Annotated in this window: 11 protein-coding genes; 6 read left to right on the forward strand and 5 right to left on the reverse strand. The window is 61.7% G+C overall.

The genetic code is table 11. The annotated features are described in order from the left end of the window. Positions 1 to 256: 256 nt before the first annotated feature. The 3 genes from recC to recD are packed head-to-tail and all read left to right on the forward strand — an operon-like array spanning position 257 to position 9,521. Positions 257 to 3,742 (forward strand): exodeoxyribonuclease V subunit gamma, encoded by a 3,486-nt coding sequence (gene recC, locus ACYAR8_RS21415; RefSeq protein ID WP_463580990.1) that lies wholly within the window; start codon positions 257 to 259, stop codon positions 3,740 to 3,742. Next, positions 3,739 to 7,437, forward strand: coding sequence for an exodeoxyribonuclease V subunit beta (gene recB, locus ACYAR8_RS21420; protein ID WP_463580991.1), 3,699 nt, complete (start codon positions 3,739 to 3,741; stop codon positions 7,435 to 7,437). The genes recC and recB overlap by 4 nt, the downstream gene beginning before the upstream one ends. Continuing rightward, positions 7,434 to 9,521, forward strand: a complete 2,088-nt coding sequence (gene recD / locus ACYAR8_RS21425) for an exodeoxyribonuclease V subunit alpha (protein ID WP_463580992.1) — start codon at positions 7,434 to 7,436, stop codon at positions 9,519 to 9,521. Before recB ends, recD begins: the two co-directional genes overlap by 4 nt. Before the next feature lie 3 nt (positions 9,522 to 9,524). Here the strand turns inward: recD and ACYAR8_RS21430 are convergent, their stop codons facing one another. The 5 genes from ACYAR8_RS21430 to ACYAR8_RS21450 form a co-directional block, all read right to left on the reverse strand. Continuing rightward, positions 9,525 to 11,075 (reverse strand): amino acid ABC transporter permease/ATP-binding protein, encoded by a 1,551-nt coding sequence (locus tag ACYAR8_RS21430; RefSeq protein WP_463580993.1) that lies wholly within the window; start codon positions 11,073 to 11,075, stop codon positions 9,525 to 9,527. Positions 11,076 to 11,241: 166 nt separating this feature from the next. Continuing rightward, positions 11,242 to 12,009 carry an ABC transporter substrate-binding protein gene (locus ACYAR8_RS21435; RefSeq protein WP_427685988.1) on the reverse strand — a complete coding sequence of 256 codons (768 nt, stop codon included), beginning with the start codon at positions 12,007 to 12,009 and terminating at the stop codon, positions 11,242 to 11,244. Between the two features lie 125 nt (positions 12,010 to 12,134). Further along, entirely contained in the window at positions 12,135 to 13,199 is a 1,065-nt protein-coding gene (locus ACYAR8_RS21440) for an isopenicillin N synthase family dioxygenase (protein WP_463580994.1), read from the reverse strand. 13 nt (positions 13,200 to 13,212) lie between these two features. Next, positions 13,213 to 14,064, reverse strand: coding sequence for a sugar phosphate isomerase/epimerase family protein (locus ACYAR8_RS21445; protein WP_463580995.1), 852 nt, complete (start codon positions 14,062 to 14,064; stop codon positions 13,213 to 13,215). Positions 14,065 to 14,457: 393 nt separating this feature from the next. After that, a complete protein-coding gene (locus ACYAR8_RS21450; RefSeq protein ID WP_463580996.1) occupies positions 14,458 to 15,405 on the reverse strand; it encodes a LysR family transcriptional regulator in 948 nt (315 codons plus the stop codon). 185 nt (positions 15,406 to 15,590) lie between these two features. Between ACYAR8_RS21450 and ACYAR8_RS21455 the strand changes: the two genes are divergently transcribed. The 3 genes from ACYAR8_RS21455 to mmsB all read left to right on the forward strand — a co-directional run bounded on the left by ACYAR8_RS21455 (position 15,591) and on the right by mmsB (position 19,551). Next, positions 15,591 to 16,919, forward strand: coding sequence for an MFS transporter (locus tag ACYAR8_RS21455; RefSeq protein WP_108120801.1), 1,329 nt, complete (start codon positions 15,591 to 15,593; stop codon positions 16,917 to 16,919). 57 nt (positions 16,920 to 16,976) lie between these two features. Continuing rightward, entirely contained in the window at positions 16,977 to 18,503 is a 1,527-nt protein-coding gene (locus tag ACYAR8_RS21460; protein WP_463580997.1) for a CoA-acylating methylmalonate-semialdehyde dehydrogenase, read from the forward strand. A gap of 157 nt (positions 18,504 to 18,660) precedes the next feature. Further along, complete coding sequence (mmsB, locus tag ACYAR8_RS21465) at positions 18,661 to 19,551, forward strand: 3-hydroxyisobutyrate dehydrogenase (protein WP_463580998.1); 891 nt, start codon at positions 18,661 to 18,663, stop codon at positions 19,549 to 19,551. The last annotated feature ends 857 nt before the right edge of the window (positions 19,552 to 20,408 follow it).

Here is a 20,408-nt window from a genome sequence, read left to right on the forward strand (position 1 = left end):
TGAAACGATGCATCGCCGATGGTAGTGTGGGGTTTCCCCATGTGAGAGTAGGTCATCGTCAAGATTAAATTCCAAAACCCCATTTGCGAAAGCAGATGGGGTTTTGTTTTTATGCGCGAAAAAAACTGGCAGCCACTTATGCGCAACTCGCCAGCCCCCAAGGCGGGTTGGCGTCGGACGCAACAAGATCGACCGTTAACCAAATCTCTCCCTCTGTTAGTCTTCTCCCTCTTTTGAAAGACCAAGGGACGCAGCTATGCCGGTGACATCCAATCTCAACCCCGGGTTTATGGTGGTCCATGGGAATCGCCTGGATGAGCTGCGTGGCCTTGTGGTGTCATGGATGCGGCGTTACCCCCTCACTCCGCTCGAGAACGAAGTGGCGCTGGTACAGAGCAACGGTATTGCTCAGTGGCTGAAGCTCGCTTTGGCAGAAGATGCGCAGGACGATGATCAAGGTGGTTGCGGCATCGCCGCTGCGATTGATGTTCAGCTCCCTGGCAGCTTCATGTGGCAGCTGTATCGCGCGGTGCTGGGCAAGGCCGAGATTCCGGAAACCTCGTTGCTGGATAAAGCTCCGCTGACCTGGCGTTTGATGCGGTTGCTCCCGGGCCTGATCAATCAACCGCACTTCGAGCCGCTGCAGCGGTTCCTGACGGCTGACACCGACCTGCGCAAGCGTTACCAGTTGTCCGAGCGTCTTGCTGACCTCTTCGACCAATACCAGGTGTACCGCGCCGACTGGTTGGAAGATTGGGCCGCTGGCAGGCATCAACTCAGGACCGGCAGGGGAGAGGCAAAGCCGCTGAAAGCAGAGAACTGCTGGCAAGCCGAACTGTGGCGTGCGCTGCTCCATGATGTCGGTGCAGAGGGCATGGCCCAGAGCCGGGCTGGCGTGCATCAGCGTTACATCGAGCGCATCAATAGCCTGGTCGAGGCACCGGCCGGTTTACCGGCGCGAGTGATCGTTTTCGGAATCTCCTCATTGCCAGCCCAGGCACTGGAGGCGCTTGCCGGGCTGGCCCGTTTCAGCCAGGTTCTGCTTTGCGTTCACAACCCTTGCCGCCATCACTGGGCAGACATCGTGGCTGACAAGGATCTCCTGCGTCACGAATACAAACGTCAATCGCGAAAACCCGGCATGCCAGTGGTGCTAAACCCTGATGCACTGCACCAGCATGCTCATCCGTTGTTGGCTGCGTGGGGCAAGCAGGGTCGCGATTACATCAATTTGCTCGACAGTCATGACGACCCCAACAGCTACCGGTCGATCTTTCGCGACGGGCGCATCGATTTGTTCAGCGAGAGTGAGCCCACGACCCTCCTGAATCAGCTTCAGGACGATATCCTCGAGCTGCGTCCTTTGAGCGAGACTCGTGACGTCTGGCCGCCAGTGGACATAAAGACCGACCGCTCGATCCGCTTTCATGTCGCCCACAGTGCCCAGCGCGAAGTTGAGGTGCTGCACGATCAACTGCTCGCGCGTTTCAGTAAGGATCCTGACCTTCGTCCGCGGGACGTCATCGTCATGGTGCCGGACATCGACAGCTACGCCCCCCACATTCGCGCAGTGTTTGGCCAACTGGATCGTGACGATCGCCGTTTTATCCCCTTCACCCTCGCAGATCAGGGCCAGCGTGGCCGTGATCCGCTGCTGATCGCCGTCGAGCACTTGCTGAAGATTCCGGACAGTCGATTCCCTGTCAGTGAAATCCTCGATCTGTTGGACGTTCCCGCATTGCGTGCGCGGTTCGGCATTGATGAGCGTGACCTGCCAACCCTACACCGCTGGATTGAGGGAGCGGGTGTGCGATGGGGGCTCAATGCGGTACAGCGTGAAGGGCTGGGTCTGCCTGAACAGCTTGAGCAGAACAGCTGGCATTTTGGATTGCGTCGAATGTTGCTGGGTTACGCCGTCGGTGCGGGTGCGGCCTACGAGGGCATTCAGCCGTATGACGAAATCGGCGGACTGGATGCGGCCCTGATTGGCCCGCTGGTGTCCCTGATCGACGCGCTTCAGGTCGCGCACAATGAACTCTCCCAGCCCGCGACGCCCGCAATGTGGGGCTCGCGCCTTCAGGCGATCATGCAGCTGTTCTTCATGGCTGACAGCGAGCATGACGACTACCTGCTCAGTCAGCTGGAAACCCTGCGCGAATCCTGGCTGCAGACCTGCGAGACCGTTGGTTTGGAAGAAGAGCTGCCGTTGACGGTTGTGCGTGAAGCCTGGCTGGCCGGGCTTGATCAAGGGAGGTTGTCCCAGCGCTTTCTGGCCGGATCGGTCAACTTCTGCACGCTCATGCCAATGCGCGCCATTCCTTTCAAAATCGTCTGCCTGCTGGGCATGAATGACGGCGATTACCCGCGCGCGCAACCGCCGCTGGATTTCGATCTGATGGGCAGCGACTACCGACCCGGCGACCGTTCCCGGCGCGAGGATGACCGTTATCTCTTGCTCGAAGCGCTGCTGTCTGCACGTGATCAGCTGTACATCAGCTGGGTCGGGCGCAGCATTCGCGACAATTCCGAGCGGCCGGCTTCGGTGCTCATCGGGCAGTTGCGCGATCATCTGTCCAGTGGTTGGCGTCTGGCCGAAGCCATCGAGCCCGAGGACGATAAAAAGCGTGATCCGGGTCAGCAGTTGCTGCACAAACTGACTGTCGAACATCCGCTGCAGCCGTTCAGTGCCAAATACTTCCAGGAGAACCCGGAGTTCTTCAGCTTCGCTCGCGAGTGGCAGGTGCTGCACGAGGCCGTCGCCGAAGCAGGTGAAACAAAATCGCTGCAAAAGCACCAGCAGGAAGAACCCTTGAGCCTGATGCAGTTACAGGATTTTCTGCGCAATCCGGTCAAGCACTTCTTCAGTCAGCGCTTGAAGATATTCTTCGAGGTTGCCGAAGCGCCATTGGCGGACGAGGAGCCTTTCGTGCTCGACGCGCTCGAGCGCTATGGCCTTAGCGACAGCCTGTTGCAGGCGGCGCTCACTGACCCCGAGCACATTCATGAATCGCTCCATGCTCAAGCAACGCGCTTGCAGGGCAGCGGCTTGTTGCCGATGGCCGGGTTTGGAACGTTACTGCAGGATGAGCTGATCGAACCGCTGCCGGATCTGGTAGCCCGCTACCATGACTTGCTGGTCCGCTGGCCGGTCCGGCTGCACAGCGCGCTGCCGGTCAGTTATCAGCACCAGGGCGTCGAGCTAGACGGCTGGGTCGATGGGCTTTATCAGAACCCTCAGAATGAATTACTGGCGATCACCGCTATCCCCAATGCCATCGCCAGCAAGAAGACGCGCAAATGGCACCGTCTGACCAAGCCGTGGGTGAACCACTTGGTGGCCTGCGCGTGCGATCTGCCGTTGACCACGGCGCTGGTGGCCAGCGACGAGACGCTTTTGCTGCCGCCGCTGGACAAAGACACCGCCACGCGCACGCTGAATGACCTGCTGCTGGCCTGGCATCAAGGCATGCAACGACCACTGCCGATCGCGGTGAAGACTGCATTTGCCTGGCTGGGCCAGAGCGATGAAATCAAAGCTGAAGCTGCCGCGCGCAAGGCCTATGAAGGCGATGGCCAGAACAGCAAGGGCGAGCGTGCCGAAAGCACTGCCCTGGCCCGTCAGTTCCCGGACTTCGACGCGTTGCTGGGCAGCGAGGAATTCGTGGGTTGGTGCGAGGCGTTATACAAACCGATTTTTGAAGCGCCCTGGCAGGCACTTTCTCGCGAGGAGGCTGGCGCATGAGTGATGCACAACAACCCCTGGCGCTTCGCTTCCCGCTCAAAGGCAGCCAGCTGATTGAAGCCAGCGCCGGCACCGGCAAGACGTTCACCATCTCGGCGCTGTACCTGCGTCTGGTGTTGGGGCATGGCAGCGAGGAATCGGGTTTCGGCCGTGAGCTGTTGCCGCCGCAGATTCTGGTGGTGACGTTCACCGACGCAGCCACCAAGGAGCTGCGCGACCGCATTCGCACGCGACTGGCCGAAGCCGCGCGGTTCTTCCGTGAAGAAATCGAAGCGCCCGATGCGTTGATCGCTGGCTTGCGGGACGAATTCGCCATTGAGCAATGGCCCGGTTGCGCCAGCCGTCTCGACATCGCGGCGCAGTGGATGGACGAAGCGGCGGTATCGACCATCCACAGTTGGTGCCAACGCATGCTGCGCGAGCACGCCTTCGACAGCGGTAGTCTGTTTACCCAGAGCCTGGAAACCGATCACACTGATTTGCTGAGCGAAGTGCTGCGCGATTACTGGCGCAAGTTCTGCTACCCCATGAGCGGTGACGCGCTGCTCTGGGTGCGCGAGAGCTGGGGCGGCCCTGCGGCGCTGCTGCCAAGGGTGCGCGCGTTGTTCGGCAGTGAGCGGGCGAGCGTGACCCAAACCCCGACGCAGATCATCGAGCAGTCGATTCAGGAGCGGCGCGAAACCCTCCGCCAGCTCAAGGCGCCATGGGCCAACTGGGCCGCGGAGCTGCATGCGATCTGCATCGACGGCGTGGCGTGCAAAGTGGTCGATGGCCGCAAAATGCAGGAGCGTTATTTCAGGCCTTGGTTCGACAAGCTGATTGCCTGGGCCAATGACGACGAGCAGGAGCAACTCGACCTTGGCACCGGTTTCACCCGGCTGACGCCCGACGGCATTGCCGAAGCGTGGAAGAACAATCCGCCATCGCACCCCGCGTTCGAGGCGATGGTTGAGCTCAAGGTTGCGCTGGACACGCTGCCAACGCCCGATGCGGCGGTGCTCGAACACGCTGCGCAATGGGTCGGTGCCCGCTTTGAAGAAGAGAAGCGGCGCCGTGCGGAAATGGGTTTCGACGACATGCTGCTGCGGCTGGACGCTGCGTTGCGAGGCAGCGGTGGCGAGCGCCTGGCGACCCTGATCCGCGAGCAGTTTCCGGTCGCGCTGATCGATGAGTTCCAAGACACCGACCCGGTGCAGTACCGCATTTTCGACAGCATCTATCGGCTTGAAGCCAATGACGAAAGCACCGGGCTGTTCCTCATCGGCGACCCGAAGCAGGCGATCTACGCGTTCCGTGGTGCCGACATCTACACCTACCTGCGCGCCCGTCAGGCCACCACCGGGCGCTTGCACACGCTGGGCACCAACTTCCGTTCCAGCCACGCGATGGTCGATGCGGTGAACCACGTGTTCACGCGCGCCGAAACGAGCGAGGCCGGCCGCGGTGCGTTCTTGTTCCGCACGCCTGAGGACAATCCCGTGCCGTTTCTGGCAGTGGGGTCTCAGGGGCGTAAAGAGACGTTGCAGGTCGACGGTGAGATGCTTGCGGCGCTCAACGTCTGGCAGCTGGAAACCGATCAGCCGGTGTCGGGCACGGTGTATCGAGCGCAACTGGCGGCGAGCTGTGCCAGTGAGATCGTGCGTTTGCTCAACGCCGGTCAACAAGGGCAAGCGGGCTTTGCCAAAGCAGGCGAGCCGCTGAAAAAGCTGCTGCCCGCCGACATCGCGATTCTGGTGCGTGACGGCAAAGAAGCGCAGGCGGTGCGAGGCGAATTGTCGGCCCGTGGCGTGCGCAGTGTGTACCTCTCGGACAAGGACTCGGTGTTCGCCGCGCAGGAAGCCCATGATCTGCTCGCCTGGCTTAAGGCCTGCGCCGAACCTGACGCCGAGCGAACCCTGCGCGCGGCCTTGGCCTGCATCACCCTCGCGTTGCCGCTGGCCGAACTTGAGCTGCTGAATCAGGACGAACTGGCGTGGGAAAACCGCGTCATGCAGTTCCGCGATTACCGACGCATCTGGCGCACCCAAGGCGTGCTGCCGATGCTGCGGCGGTTGCTGCACGACTTTAAATTGCCCCAGGCGCTGGTTCAGCGAACCGATGGCGAACGCGTACTGACCAACCTGCTGCACCTCAGTGAACTGATGCAGCAGGCCGCCGCCGAGCTGGATGGCGAGCAGGCCCTGATTCGTCATCTGAGCGAGCATCTGGCCCTGTCCGGCCAAGCGGGGGAAGAGCAGATCCTGCGCCTCGAAAGCGATGAGCAACTGGTCAAGGTCGTGACCATCCACAAATCCAAGGGCCTGGAATACCCGCTGGTGTTCCTGCCCTTCATCTGTTCGACGAAGCCGGTGGACGGCAGCCGATTGCCGCTGCACTTCCACGACGCCGCCGGCCACGCGCAGATCAGCCTAAAACCCACGCCTGCGCTGATCGAACAGGCGGACGACGAGCGTCTGGCGGAGGACCTGCGTCTGCTGTATGTGGCCCTGACCCGCGCTCAACATGCGTGCTGGCTGGGCGTTGCCGATCTCAAGCGCGGCAGTAACAACGCTTCGATACTGCATCGCTCGGCACTGGGCTACTTACTTGGCGGCGGGCAGAAGCTGGCTGAGTCAGTCGCGTTGGGCCAGTGGCTGCGATCGCTGTCAGAAGATCATCCCGCCGTTAAGGTTGAGCCTGTGCCGCTGCCCACGACGGAGTCCTTCAGCGCGCCGCGCAACGAGGTCGCGTTGAGCAAGCCGCGCGTGCCCCGGCGTAGCGCACGGGAGAACTGGTGGATTGCGTCCTATAGCGCGCTGCGCATCGGCGACACCATCACCGACAGCGGCGATCAGTCGCCGGACAGCCCGCAAGCGCAGAAGCTGTTCGACGATGAGCGTCTCGACCCGGATGCGCCGCGAGAGGTGATGGTCAGCGGCGGCGATATCCATCGATTCCCGCGTGGTCCGAATCCCGGCACCTTTCTGCACGGCTTGCTGGAATGGGCCGGCGAGAAGGGCTTTGCCGAAGCAGCGGCTGATCCGCTGTCGCTGGAGAAAGTCGTCGCCCAACGCTGCAACCGGCGCGACTGGAAAGGCTGGATCAACACGCTGACCGACTGGCTGCAGCATCTGCTGACCCTGCCGCTTCGTCTGGGCACAGAGATGCAGCCCATGGCCTTGTGCGAGCTGGATCAGCCGAACCAGTACCGCGTCGAAATGGAATTCTGGTTCGCCTGCTCGAAGGTCGATGTGGCGCAGATGGACGCGCTGGTGCGCCGCTACACCCACAACGGCGCGCCTCGCGCGGCGGCAGAAACGGTTTCGCTGAACGGCATGTTCAAGGGCTTCATCGACCTGACGTTCGAGCACGAAGGTCGTTACTTCGTCGCCGACTACAAATCCAACTGGCTGGGCGTCGACGACGATGCCTACACCGAGCAGGCGATGGAAAACTCGATTCTGGAGAACCGCTACGACCTGCAATACGTGCTCTATCTGCTGGCCTTGCACCGTCAGCTCAAAGCGCGTCTTGCCGACTACGATTACGACCAGCACATGGGCGGAGCGGTCTACCTGTTCGTGCGCGGCAGTCGCGCAGTGAGTCAGGGCGCGTGGTTTACCCGACCGCCCCGCGCGCTGATCGAAAGTCTCGATCTGCTGTTTCAGGGCCGAGCGCCGATTACGGAAGACGTGCTGTCAGGAGACCTCGTATGAATCGCACCTTCGCTCACTTGATGCCCACGGCGCTGGACGCCGACAGCCTGGCCAACCTGAAACCCCTCAGCCGCGTGGAGGATTTGCTGCTGTTGCTGCAGCGCTGGGTCGAGCGCGGCTGGCTGCGTGCGCTGGACAAGGCCTTCGTGGCGTTTCTGGCTGACCTTGATCCTGCCGCAGACTCGTTGGTGTTGTTGGCGGCCACGTTGACCAGTCACCAGTTGGGGCATGGCCACGTCTGCCTGGACCTCTACGAAACCCTGAAAGAGCCGGATTTCGCCTTGTCGCTGCCGCCGGAGGGTGATGTGTTGTCGACGCCGATGCTGTTGCCGTCCTCGCTGCTTAAATCGCTGGACGGCGCAACGTGGTGCAAGGCGCTGGAAGCGAGCGCGCTGGTTGCTCACGCTGGGGATGTCAGCGAAGCGGCGGCGCAGAGGCCGTTGGTTTTATCCGATCGGCGCCTGTACCTGCGCCGGTACTGGACCTATGAACGGCGGATCGATGCGGCGTTGCGTCGTCGACTGGCTCAGGTGGAAACGGGGTTCAGCGATTTGCCCCAACGTCTGGATGCGCTGTTCGGCCCGGCCAATCACGCGCCTGACGCATTGATCGACTGGCAAAAGCTGGCCTGTGCGCTGGCGACACGAGGCGCGTTCAGCATCATCACCGGCGGCCCCGGCACGGGCAAAACCACCACGGTCGTGCGTTTGCTGGCGCTGCTGCAATCGCCAGCGGTTGAACGCGGCAAGCCGCTGCGCATTCGTCTGGCGGCGCCGACCGGCAAGGCCGCGGCACGTCTGACCGAGTCGATCAGTCATCAGGTGCAGTCGCTGCAAGTGCCGGAAGACGTGCGGCAGAAAATCCCCAGCGAAGTCACGACGGTTCACCGTTTGCTGGGCAGCCGTCCGGGGACGCGGCATTTTCGTCATCACGCGGGCAACCCGTTGCCGCTGGACGTGCTGGTGGTCGATGAAGCCTCGATGATCGACCTGGAAATGATGGCTAACCTGCTGGACGCATTGCCGCCCCATGCGCGCATGGTGTTGCTGGGCGACAAGGATCAATTGGCGTCGGTTGAGGCGGGCGCCGTGCTGGGCGATTTGTGCCGCGATGCGGAGGCGGGGATGTACAGCCCGCAGACCCAGGCGTGGCTTGAATCGGTCAGCGGCGAGGATCTTTCCGGAAGCGGTTTGCAGCAGGGCGACGATCAGCATCACGCGTTGGCTCAGCAAGTGGTGATGCTGCGCCACTCCCGGCGTTTCGTGGCTGGGAGCGGCATCGGTCAGTTGGCCAAGCTGGTCAATCAGCAGCAGGACAAGGACGCGCGCGCGTTGCTCGCGGCTCGCCAGTACCCGGATTTGTTTTCCCTGGTGCTCAAAGGTGAGCAGGACCGTGCGCTGTCACGGCTTTTGCTCGACGGTCACGGCGACGGTCCGCAGGGTTACCGCCATTATCTGGGCGTGATGCACGCGCAGCGGCCGCAAGACCTGACGCAGATCGAAGACCCGCGCAGCGTCGAGTGGGCGCGGCATGTCTTGAGTGCGTTCGATGAGTTCCAGCTGCTATGTGCGGTGCGCAAAGGGCCGTGGGGCGTGGAAGGGTTGAATCGACGGATCACGGAAACGCTGTTCAGCGCCGGGCTGATCGAGAGTGATCATCAGTGGTACGAGGGGCGCCCGGTGTTGATGACGCGCAACGACTACGGGCTGGGTTTGATGAACGGCGACATTGGCATTGCCTTGCGTCTCCCCGAGGGGCCGGTCGAGGAGAACCGTCAGGCGCTGCGTGTTGCGTTCCCGCGTAACGACGGCAGCGGCGGCGTGCGTTTTGTGCTGCCCAGTCGGCTCAATGACGTGGAAACGGTGTACGCGATGACAGTGCACAAGTCCCAGGGGTCGGAGTTCGCACACACGGCCTTGATCCTACCCGAGGCGTTGAACCCGGTGCTGACCAAGGAGTTGATCTACACCGGCATCACCCGGGCCAAGCACTGGTTCAGCCTGATCGAGCCGCGTCAGGGCGTGTTTGAAGAAGCCCTGCGGCGCAAGGTCAAGCGCCTGAGCGGGTTGATGTTGGGGTTGTGAGGCTCACGCCTCTTTGAGCGTCGGCGCTTGTTGCGTAACGGCGTGATCCAGCCCCATGAACCTGCGCACACGCTCGCCGCACTGATCGGCAAGAATCGTCTGCGGCGCGGCGTCGATCTGTACGATGCCGTTTTCCATGAAGATCACCCGGTCGGAAATCGACAGGGCGAAGTCCATCTCATGGGTCACGATGAGCATCGTCATGCCTTCCTTCGCCAGCTCGGCGATGACCTTCAGCACGTCGCCCACCAGCTCCGGGTCAAGCGCAGAAGTCGGCTCGTCGAAGAGCATGATCTGCGGGTCCATCGCCAGCGCTCGGGCAATCGCCACGCGCTGTTGCTGACCGCCGGAGAGCTGATGCGGGTATTTGTGCGCGTGGGCCAGCAGCCCGACCTTGTCGAGCAGGGCGTAGGCACGCTGCTCGCTGACGTCGCGGTCGCGGCCGTGATAACGCGGCGCGAGGGTCACGTTGTCGAGAATGGTGCGGTGGGGGAACAGGTTGAAGTTCTGAAACACCATGCCGATGCGCTGCACGCCACGGCGAATCTGCGGCGCGTTGGGGTTGTCGCCGGCGTGAATGTAGCCTTCGCCAAACAGGATGATCTCGCCCTTGTCGATGGTCTCCAGGCTGTTGACGGTGCGAATGAGCGAGGTCTTGCCCGAACCTGATGGACCGATGATGGAAATCACCTGACCGGCGTCCACCTCCAGATTGATCCCCTTGAGCACTTCATGCTGCCCGTAGCTTTTGTGGATGTTGGCCAGTTGTAGCGCTGGCGCCGACCCCGGTCCTGTTGTCGGCTGGCGTACTACCGCGGGCTGCGTGACCAGGCTGGCGCGCAGGTGAGTCAGGGCAGTGTCGTCGAGGGTCTGGGGCTTGCGGTTGCTCAGCTCCAGGTGCTGCTCCAGCCAGTGAAACAGCCAGCCGAACACCGTCACGATCATCACGTAATACACCGCGACGGCTGACAGCGTTTCCATCACCAGGAAGTTCTGCGCATAGAGACGCTGGCCCACGGTCAGCAGTTCGGTCAGGGAAATCACTGACACCAGCGAGGTCAGTTTCACCACGGTGATGTATTCATTCACCAGCGTTGGCAGCGAGATACGAAATGCCTGGGGGATGACGATCAGACGCTGCATGCCAATCAGACCGACGCCCAGGGCGCGGCCGGCTTCTTTCTGGCCTTTCGCGACGGAGATCAGGCCGCCGCGGTGAATCTCCGCCATGTACGCCGCTTCCGTGACCACCAGCGCGAGAAGGCCGGAATAGAAGGGGTTGGAAAGTACATCACGGGTGACCGGAAACATCTGCGGCAGGTTGTAGGTAAACACCACCAGCACCAGCAGCGGAACACTGCGGAAGAACCAGATATAAATCGACGCCGGAACGCTGATCCAGCGCGCCGTCGAAAGCTTGGCCGACGCCAGCAGGAAACCCAGCAGCATGCCGATGAACCAGCCCAGCGCGCTGAGCTCGATCACGGTGATGCAGGACTCCCAGAAGTCGGCGACCGAGAACAGAGAAAAAAAGTAGGACCATTCGAATTGCATACACACACCTCAGCAGGGCGGGGCCCGGCGGGACTCTCTAATCAAACGCGGTCCCTGCAGGAGTGAGCTTGCTCGCGATGACTTCGGTACATCCGACACACCCTCATCGTCTGTCACGGCCAATCGCGAGCAAGCTCACTCCTACAAGGGGTGACGCATCAAGCCGTCAGTTGGCGGGCTCTTCCAGGTTGTATTTCTTCAACAGCGCCGCGTATTCGCCGGATTTTTTGGTCTCGTCGAAGGCCTTGAGCAACGCCTGATACAGCTCGTCATTGCCCTTCTTCACGTAGATGCCAAGCGTCTGCTGGTAGATGGAATGCTCGGTGCTGACCACCACGCGGCCCTTGGTGCGTTCGGCGATCATCCCGGCGGCGCCGTCGATCTCCACTTGCGCCTGGACGTTGCCTGACAGCAGCGCCTGGGTTACTTCCGGGGCCGACGGGAATTCGCTGACGGCGACCGGGCCTTTGCCCTTCGGCACGCAGTATTCGGCGGAAAGCTTGTTGAATTGGGTGACCCACGTGGTGCCTTTTTCCAGGCCGATTTTCAGCCCGCACAAGTCTTCCGGCACCTTGGGTTTGAGCGGACTGTCCTTGAGCACCATGATCGCCGCGCCCGTTACGGCGTAGGGGATGGTCTGGGCCTGGGTCTGGCGCTCCGGCGTGATGTACATGCCCGAAATGATCGCGTCGTAGTGACCGGCATTGAGGCTGAGGATCAGGCTGGAGAACTTGGTGTCGACAAACTCCGCTTTGAGGTCCATGTGCTTGGCGAGCAGGCGCGAAAGGTCCGGGTCGGCACCGACGACATTTTTCTTCTCGTCGTAGGATTCGAACGGCGGGTAGGTAATCTCCATGCCGACCTTGAATTGCCCGGGCGTCACGGTGGTAGCAGCTTGTGCGGCCGTGGTAGCCAATAACGACGCGCCGAGCATGGCGGAGGCAAGCACGGTCAAGCGGACAGCGGTGTTCAAAGTGTTGCGCATCGTCGGCGACTCCACGTCAGAAAGGTAGGGCTGGGTGTGTTGAGTATTCGGGTGGAACAGGGGGACGCATCGCATCACGATGGGTCCTGTGTCTGGCTCTTCAAATGGCCGAAGCTCGACGGCTTGCGCGCCTTTTCGTACAGCTTGAGTTCGCCGTTCTCGACCTTGCGCCGCAGGTATTGGTAGGTCTGCAACGCCTGACCGAACATGTGCTCGCCGATGGTGATTTCTTCGTAGTCGGCAGTGCCCTTGTCGAATTGCGGAAGGGGCTTGATCTGGGTGTGGAAGTCGCAAGCGAAGAACAGCGGAAACGAATAGCGCTCCTCGCTGACCGTGCGTACCCGGTGAGCCGTAGCAACGAACGTACCAGCGGTCATGACCTCCAGCATGTCGCCGATGTTGACCACAAACGCGCCGTCTACCGGCGGCGCGTCGATCCACTGCCCAAGGTCGTTCATCACTTCCAGCCCGGGTTTGTCGGCCAGCAGCATGGTGAAGCACTCGTAATCGGTGTGCGCACCAATTCCGGGCGCATCCTGCGCGGCGCCGTCGAACGGGTAATGAATCAGTCGCAGCTTGGAAGGTGGGCGGGTGACCATCGCCTCGAAGTAGCCTTCCTCCAGGCCCAGCGCCAGCGCGAAGCCGTCGAACAGACGGCGGCCCAAGGCAAACACCGCCGCGTAATACGCTTCCACCGCAGGGCGAAAACCGGGCAGGTCAGGCCATTCGTTGGCGCCGATCAGCGGGGTTTTGGCGATCACCAGCGGGTCGTCATCGCCCACTTCAAAACCGATATCGAAGGCCTCTTTATGGTCTGGCTTGCCCTTGGCGTACACCTCTTCGCCCTCGGGCACGAAGCCTTTGTGGCTTCGCGAAGTGCCGATGTAATGCTGCATTTTGTAGTCGAGGGGTTGGGCGAACAGGTCCTTGGCCGCTTGACGCAGACCGTCGATCAACGACGGCGCGATGCCGTGATTCCTGACGTACAGAAAACCCACTTCCCGCGCCGCCTTGCCCAGTTCGTCAGCGACGGCCTGACGCAGGGCGATGTCGGGGCTGAACAGCTCGGCGATATCGACCACCGGGATGCTGCTGAAATTGGCGACCTTCGGGGCTGCCGCGTGCGACGGATCTGGCATGACGAAACGCTCCTTATCGGCTTGTTGTGTGGTTGAAGCGCTGGAAATGTTCGCGTTCGGTCTGGCCCATCCACACGTTCAGCGACCAGAGATCGGCCACCGGTACATTGGTGAAGGGCAGATGATGCAGATAGCCGTCGGCGCCGAATTCGGGTGTCATCGTGCTGAGCTGATAACCGCGCGCCTGCTGGGATTCCCACACGGCTTCCCAGTGCTGCTGATGGAAAGCCAGCTCGCGTGCGTACTCGGGGGCGGCGGGATGCGGGACTTGCGGGCCCTGGTCGTAACCGACCCGAGCCTGAATGTGATGAACGCGCTCGACGAACGCGCTGAGGTCGTCTTCCGGGTCGTCGAGCAAACGCTCGCAAGTGACGATCCAGTGACTGATGTCGCTGGTGAAGCGCAGATCCGGCAGTTGGCGGATCAGCTCAAGGGTGATCCACGGATTGAACAGCGAGCGTGCGCGGTGGGTTTCGAAGGTCACTGTCTGCCCATGTTTGCGCGCCACCTCCAGCGCCTGACCGAAGAATTCCACCTGCTGCGGCAATTGCCAGCGGTCATTGCCGGCCAGCACATTGACGAAGCGCGGCGCCAGTTCGGTTGACCAGGCGAGTTTCTGTTCGAGATCGCTAAGGTGTTCTGCAGTGGTTGCTGATTGTTCCGGGAGGACGTCGTAGGCGGTGAACACCGTGGCGATGTAAGGCACATGATTGGCGCGCAGGAAGGCACCGAATTCCGCACGCTCGACAGGCGTCAGCGGCAGGCGTGCTTCCATGCCATCGAATCCGGCTTCCAGCAGCTCATCCAGCGCCTGGGCCTTGCTGGCGCGGTAGCCCCAGAGCGTGCGGAAGATTTCCAGTTTCATCGAGCGTCCTCAAAGATTGCGTCGTGCGGCTGACGTGCGACCCCAGACAGGGCTCCGCCACGGCCCAGGCCTAGACGGGTACAGCGGCAGTCACATCAGAAAAGGCAATCTTCGGGCCGGGTCTCTAATGGACGGGCTCCTTTATTGGAGCCGATCTTAGATTCGGCCGATGAACGGAAAGAATAGGAAAGCTCAAATGCATAGTTCAGAGATTTCTGAACTATGGCGGGGAGGGGCAGAGCAGACGGTCGGACCTGTGTAGGAGCGCGCTTGCCCGCGAATACGTTGGTACAGCTTCAAAAAATTTGTCGGTGGAAACATTGCATTCGCGAGCAAGCTCACTCCTACAGATCGCGTTGCGCCGAGCACCCCAATCTGCCGCCGACTTAGCATTCAATCCACAAACGCCATCCGATCTGTCTTGCCCAACAGAAACCCCTGATTGCGCTCGGTGGCCTCGCGGATGTAATCCCACAACAACGTAATCCGCTTGAGCTTTCTCAGGTCCTCCCGGCAGTACATCCAGAACTGCCTCGTGATATCCACATCGCTTTCCAGCACCGGCAGCAGTCGAGCATCTTGCGCCGCGAGAAAGCACGGGAGGATCGCCAGCGCTCGGCCCTGTAGCGCGGCGACGTATTGGGCGATGACGCTCGTGCTGCGCAGGGTGGCGTGAGCGCCGGGGAGGAGGTTGCTGAGGTAGAGCAATTCCGAGCTGAAGGCCAGGTCGTCGACGTAGCTGATGAACGGATGGTTGGCGAGGTCTTCGGTCTTGAGGATCGGCGCGTGGTTGTCGAGATAATCCTGGGTGGCGTAGAGCCTCAGGCTGTAGTCGCACAACTTGCAGCACACGTAAGGCCCGTGCTCCGGACGCTCCAGCGCGATGACGATGTCCGCCTCGCGCTTGGACAGGCTGATGAAATGCGGCAGCGGCAGGATATCCACCGAAATGGCCGGGTACGTGTCGGTGAAGTGACTGAGTTGCGGGGTGATGAAGAAGCTGCCGAAGCCTTCTGTGCAACCCATGCGCACATGCCCCGACAACGCGACGCCGGAGCCGGAAACCTGCTCGCAGGCAATATGCAGCGTGCTTTCTATGGACTCCGCCGCGCCGAGCAATCGTTGGCCTTCCGCCGTGAGGATGAACCCGTTGCTGCGGGATTTCTCGAACAGCAGCGTGCCCAGTGACGTCTCCAGCGAGCTGATCCGGCGCGACACCGTTGTGTAGTCCACCGCGAGGCGTTTGGCCGCGGAACTGGCCTTGCGCGTGCGCGCCACTTCGAGAAAAAACTTCAGGTCGTCCCAGTTCAGCGCGCTCAGGGACGTGATGTTTTTTTGCATGTTGAACCTGCTTTTATGTGCGTTCTTATTAGAAGTTTGCACATCTATACTCCGAAGCGCTGCCGGATCCAACCTGCCCGTCAACGCCTGTTGCAGCAGCTGAAACCAGCGAGGTAACGCCCCGGCAAATCGCCCCACCCACACGCCATAACACCCTGCACAACAATAAATAAGCGGAGGAGTTTATGAAGAACGCTATTACGGCGGACGCTGGCGCACTCGATGCCAGCCCCGTGAAAAACGCCCGATCCTACCGACTTGCCGGCGCGGCGAGCATGGCTGGCACGACCATCGAGTGGTACGACTTTTTCCTCTACGGCACGGCTGCCGCCCTGATCTTCAACAAGATTTTTTTCCCTGCACTGGACCCGATCATCGGTGTGCTGGCGGCGTTCGCCACCTACGCCGTGGGCTTTCTCGGCCGGCCGCTGGGCGGCATCGTGTTCGGCCATTTCGGCGACAAGATCGGGCGCAAGTCCATGCTCTTGTTCACCCTGATGCTTATGGGCATTCCGACCATCATCATCGGCCTGATTCCCACCTACGAACAGATTGGCTACTGGGCCGCGGTGCTGCTCGTAGCGATGCGGTTTCTGCAGGGCATGGCCGTCGGCGGTGAATGGGGCGGGGCGGTGTTGATGGCGGTCGAACATGCGCCCGAAGGCCGTAAAGGTTTCTACGGCAGCCTGCCGCAAACCGGCGTTGGGGCAGGGCTGGTGCTGGCCTCGTTGGCCATGGGCATGGTCGCCAAATTGCCGGAGGCCGACATGCTCAGTTGGGGCTGGCGGATTCCGTTTCTCGCCAGCGTCGTGCTGTTGGGCGTGGGCTGGCTGATTCGCCTGAAAGTCCCGGAGTCGCCCGATTTCGAGAAGCTCAAGAAAGACAACATCGCCGTCAAAGTGCCGCTGTTCAAAGTCTTCCGCGACCATCCGAAAGAAACCCTGACCATCATCGGCGCGCGCACTGCCGAGAACGCCTGGTTCTACATGTCGGTGACCTTCGCGTTGGCGTACGCCGCCAATCAGTTGCTCATCCCCCGCGCTGACGTGCTGAGCGCGATCACCGCCGGCGCTGCGCTTTCTCTGGTGACCATGCCGCTGTGTGGGCACCTGTCCGACAAGGTCGGTCAGAAACGTCTGTATTTCGCCGGGCTTCTGCTGCTCTGCGCGTTCGTTTATCCCTTCTTCGCCATGCTTGGCACCCGCGAGCCGCAGATGGTGTGGTGGGCGATGGTGCTGGCAGTAGGCGTGGTCTTCCCGATCCTGTATGCGCCGGAATCCCTGTTGTTCGCCCGGCAGTTTCCGGCGGAAATTCGATACAGCGGCATCTCCGTCTCGGTGCAGTTGGCGGGCGTTCTGGGCGGCGGATTTGCGCCGATGATCGCCACGCAATTGCTGGCCATGGGCGGCGGCAGTCCGCGCTACGTGATCGCCTACCTGATCGGCATGGCGCTGGTTGCATTGGTCTGCACCGCGCTGATGAAGCGTGATCCCCCTCGCCATCGCGCTGTCTGACATCGACTTTTTTCAGCGCGCCCGCGCCGGCGCGCTGCTTTGAATGGAGCAATGGCAATGAACGTGTCGCTGAACAAAAACAATACCACCGTGGCCCGCGTGAAGCTGCTGATCGGCGGTGAATGGGTTGAGTCGCAAACCACCGAGTGGCTCGACGTGGTCAACCCTGCCACGCAGGAAGTGCTGGCCCACGTGCCGTTCGCGACGGCCGCTGAGGTCGATGCCGCTGTCGCCGCCGCGCAGAAGGCATTCACCACCTGGCGGCACACGCCGATTGGCGCCCGCATGCGCATCATGCTCAAGTTGCAGGCGTTGATCCGGGAACACTCCAAACGCATCGCCGTCGTGCTCAGCGCCGAACAGGGCAAGACGATTGCGGACGCCGAGGGCGATATCTTCCGCGGCCTGGAAGTGGTCGAGCACGCGTGCTCCATCGGCACCTTGCAGATGGGCGAATTCGCCGAAAACGTGGCCGGTGGCGTCGACACCTACACGTTGCGTCAGCCCATCGGCGTCTGCGCCGGGATCACGCCTTTCAACTTCCCGGCGATGATTCCGCTGTGGATGTTCCCGATGGCCATCGCCTGCGGCAACACCTTCGTGCTCAAACCGTCCGAGCAGGACCCGATGTCGACCATGCTGCTGGTGGAACTGGCGGTCGAGGCGGGCGTGCCGGCAGGCGTGCTCAATGTCGTGCATGGCGGCAAAGAGGTGGTCGACGGGATCTGCACCCACAAAGACATCAAGGCGGTCTCCTTCGTCGGCTCGACGGCGGTGGGCACTCACGTTTACGACCTGGCGGGCAAACACGGCAAGCGCGTGCAGTCGATGATGGGCGCCAAGAACCATGCCGTCGTGCTGCCGGATGCCAATCGCGAACAGACCCTCAACGCGCTGGTCGGCGCCGGTTTCGGTGCCGCGGGTCAGCGCTGCATGGCGACGTCGGCGGTGGTGATGGTCGGCGCGTCGAAGCAGTGGATTCCCGATCTGAAAGCGCTGGCGCAGCAGCTCAAGGTGAATGCGGGAAGCGAGGCAGGGACCGATGTCGGCCCGGTGATTTCGAAGCGCGCGAAGCAGCGAATTCTTGATCTGATCGAAAGCGGCGTTCGGGAAGGCGCCACCCTCGAGCTGGACGGGCGCGACATCACGGTGACGGGTTTTGAGGAAGGCAACTTCGTCGGGCCGACGCTGTTCACGGGCGTTACCACCGAGATGCAGATCTACACTCAGGAAATCTTCGGGCCGGTGCTCGTGGTGCTGGAAGTCGACACGCTGGATCAGGCCATTGCTCTGGTCAACGCCAACCCGTTCGGCAACGGCGTCGGGCTGTTCACCCAGAGCGGTGCGGCGGCGCGCAAATTCCAGAGCGAAATCGACGTGGGGCAGGTCGGCATCAACATCCCGATTCCGGTGCCGGTGCCGTTCTTCAGCTTCACCGGCTCACGTGGTTCGAAGCTGGGGGACCTGGGGCCGTACGGCAAACAGGTGGTGCAGTTCTACACTCAGACCAAGACCGTCACCAGCCGCTGGTTCGATGACGACAGCGTGAATGACGGGGTGAATACGACGATCAATTTGCGTTGAGTTCGACGCCCTGTTTTAGGAGCGCGCTTGCCCGTGAAAACGATCTGCCTGTGACGGGTGGGTTGAGAGACATGACGCCATCGCGGGCAAGCGCGCTCCTACAAAGATCGTATTCCGTCAGTTGGTTTGAGCTGAGTTCTGAACAAGGAGAACAACCATGAAAATCGCATTCATCGGCCTGGGCAATATGGGGGCGCCGATGGCGCGGAACCTGATCCGTGCCGGGCATCAGTTGCATTTGTTCGACGTCAACCAACAGGTCTTGGCCGAGCTGGCCGAATTGGGCAGCCGCATCAGTGAGTCGCCCAAACATGCTGCTCAGGGTGCCGACCTGGTCATCACCATGCTCCCGGCCGCGGCTCATGTTCGCGCGGTGTACCTGAATGACGACGGCGTGCTGGCGGGCATCAGCGCAGGGGTGCCGGCGGTGGATTGCAGCACGATTGATCCACAGACCATCCGCGATGTGGCGGCGGCAGCGGCGAAACAGGGCGTGATGGTGGGCGACGCGCCGGTGTCGGGCGGCACTGGCGGGGCGCAGGCCGGGACGCTGACGTTTATGGTCGGTGCGAGTGTTGAACACTTCACGGCGCTCAAGCCGGTCCTCGCGCAGATGGGCCGCAACATCGTCCATTGCGGTGACGTCGGCACCGGTCAGATCGCGAAGATCTGCAACAACATGCTGTTGGGCATTTCCATGATCGGCGTGGCAGAAGCCATGGCGCTGGGCAACAGCCTGGGCATCGACACCGGCGTGCTGGCGACCATCATCAACAGCTCGACCGGGCGCTGCTGGAGCTCGGAAATGTACAACCCGTGGCCCGGCGTCGTGGAAACCGCCCCGGCGTCGCGCGGCTACACCGGAGGGTTTGGCGCGGAGCTGATGCTCAAGGACCTGGGCCTGGCAACCGAAGCCGCCAAAGCCGCCCGCCAACCCGTGATCATGGGCGCGCTGGCGCAGCAGCTGTATCAGGCGATGAGTTTGCGCGGTGACGGTGGCAAGGATTTTTCGGCGGTGGTTGAGGGATACATCAAGAAGGAAAACTGATGTCGCACACCCCGGCCTCTTCCCGGCTAAAGCCGGTACCACAATGTGCGCGCGGTCAGTCAGTGGGACCGGCTTTAGCCGGGAAGAGGCCAGCACGAACACCCGCGATTTCACGGCGTGACGTCCGACGCCTTCCCGGCTAAAGCCGGTCCTACAATGTGCGCGCGGTCAGTCAGTGGGACTGGCTTTAGCCGGGAAGAGGCCAGCACGAACACCCGCGATTTCACGGCGTGACATCCGACGCCTTCCCGGCTAAAGCCGGTCCCACAATGTGCGCGCGGTCAGTCAATGGGAGCAGCTTTAGCCGGGAAGAGGCCAGCACGAACACCCCAAACTTCGCGGCGTGGCATCCGACGCCTTCCCGGCTAAAGCCGGTCCCACAATATCCACGCGGTCAGTCAGTGGGACTGGCTTTAGCCGGGAAGAGGCCAGCACGAACACCCCAAACTTCGCGGCGTGGCATCCGACGCCTTCCCGGCTAAAGCCGGTCCTACAATGTGCGCGCGGTCAGTCAGTGGGACTGGCTTTAGCCGGGAAGAGGCCAGCACGAATACCCGCAATTTCGCGGCGTGGCATCCGACGCCTTCCCGGCTAAAGCCGGTCCCACAATGTGCGCGCGGTCAGTCAATGGGAGCAGCTTCAGCCGGGAAGAGACCAGCACGAACACTCGCGATTTCACGGCGTGGCATCCGACGCCTTCCCGGCTAAAGCCGGTCCCACAATGTGCGCGCGGTCAGCCGGTGGGACTGTAGTGGTCAACTAATTCCGGACACCTCGATAGGTGGTTTCGACGCCATCGTCCGTTCGTAAACGGTCGGTGGCAGGTACCCCAGTTTCGAGTGCAGCCGCTCGTTGTT

The organism is Pseudomonas sp. HP_01 (assembly GCF_055284355.1).

Coding starts and splice junctions, on each gene's coding strand:
- recD (WP_463580992.1), top strand. CDS start 7,434: ATGAATCGCACCTTCGCTCACTTGATGCCCACGGCGCTGGACGCCGAC.
- recC (WP_463580990.1), top strand. CDS start 257: ATGCCGGTGACATCCAATCTCAACCCCGGGTTTATGGTGGTCCATGGG.
- ACYAR8_RS21455 (WP_108120801.1), top strand. CDS start 15,591: ATGAAGAACGCTATTACGGCGGACGCTGGCGCACTCGATGCCAGCCCC.
- recB (WP_463580991.1), top strand. CDS start 3,739: ATGAGTGATGCACAACAACCCCTGGCGCTTCGCTTCCCGCTCAAAGGC.
- ACYAR8_RS21445 (WP_463580995.1), bottom strand. CDS start 14,064: ATGAAACTGGAAATCTTCCGCACGCTCTGGGGCTACCGCGCCAGCAAG.
- mmsB (WP_463580998.1), top strand. CDS start 18,661: ATGAAAATCGCATTCATCGGCCTGGGCAATATGGGGGCGCCGATGGCG.
- ACYAR8_RS21435 (WP_427685988.1), bottom strand. CDS start 12,009: ATGCTCGGCGCGTCGTTATTGGCTACCACGGCCGCACAAGCTGCTACC.
- ACYAR8_RS21460 (WP_463580997.1), top strand. CDS start 16,977: ATGAACGTGTCGCTGAACAAAAACAATACCACCGTGGCCCGCGTGAAG.
- ACYAR8_RS21440 (WP_463580994.1), bottom strand. CDS start 13,199: ATGCCAGATCCGTCGCACGCGGCAGCCCCGAAGGTCGCCAATTTCAGC.
- ACYAR8_RS21430 (WP_463580993.1), bottom strand. CDS start 11,075: ATGCAATTCGAATGGTCCTACTTTTTTTCTCTGTTCTCGGTCGCCGAC.
- ACYAR8_RS21450 (WP_463580996.1), bottom strand. CDS start 15,405: ATGCAAAAAAACATCACGTCCCTGAGCGCGCTGAACTGGGACGACCTG.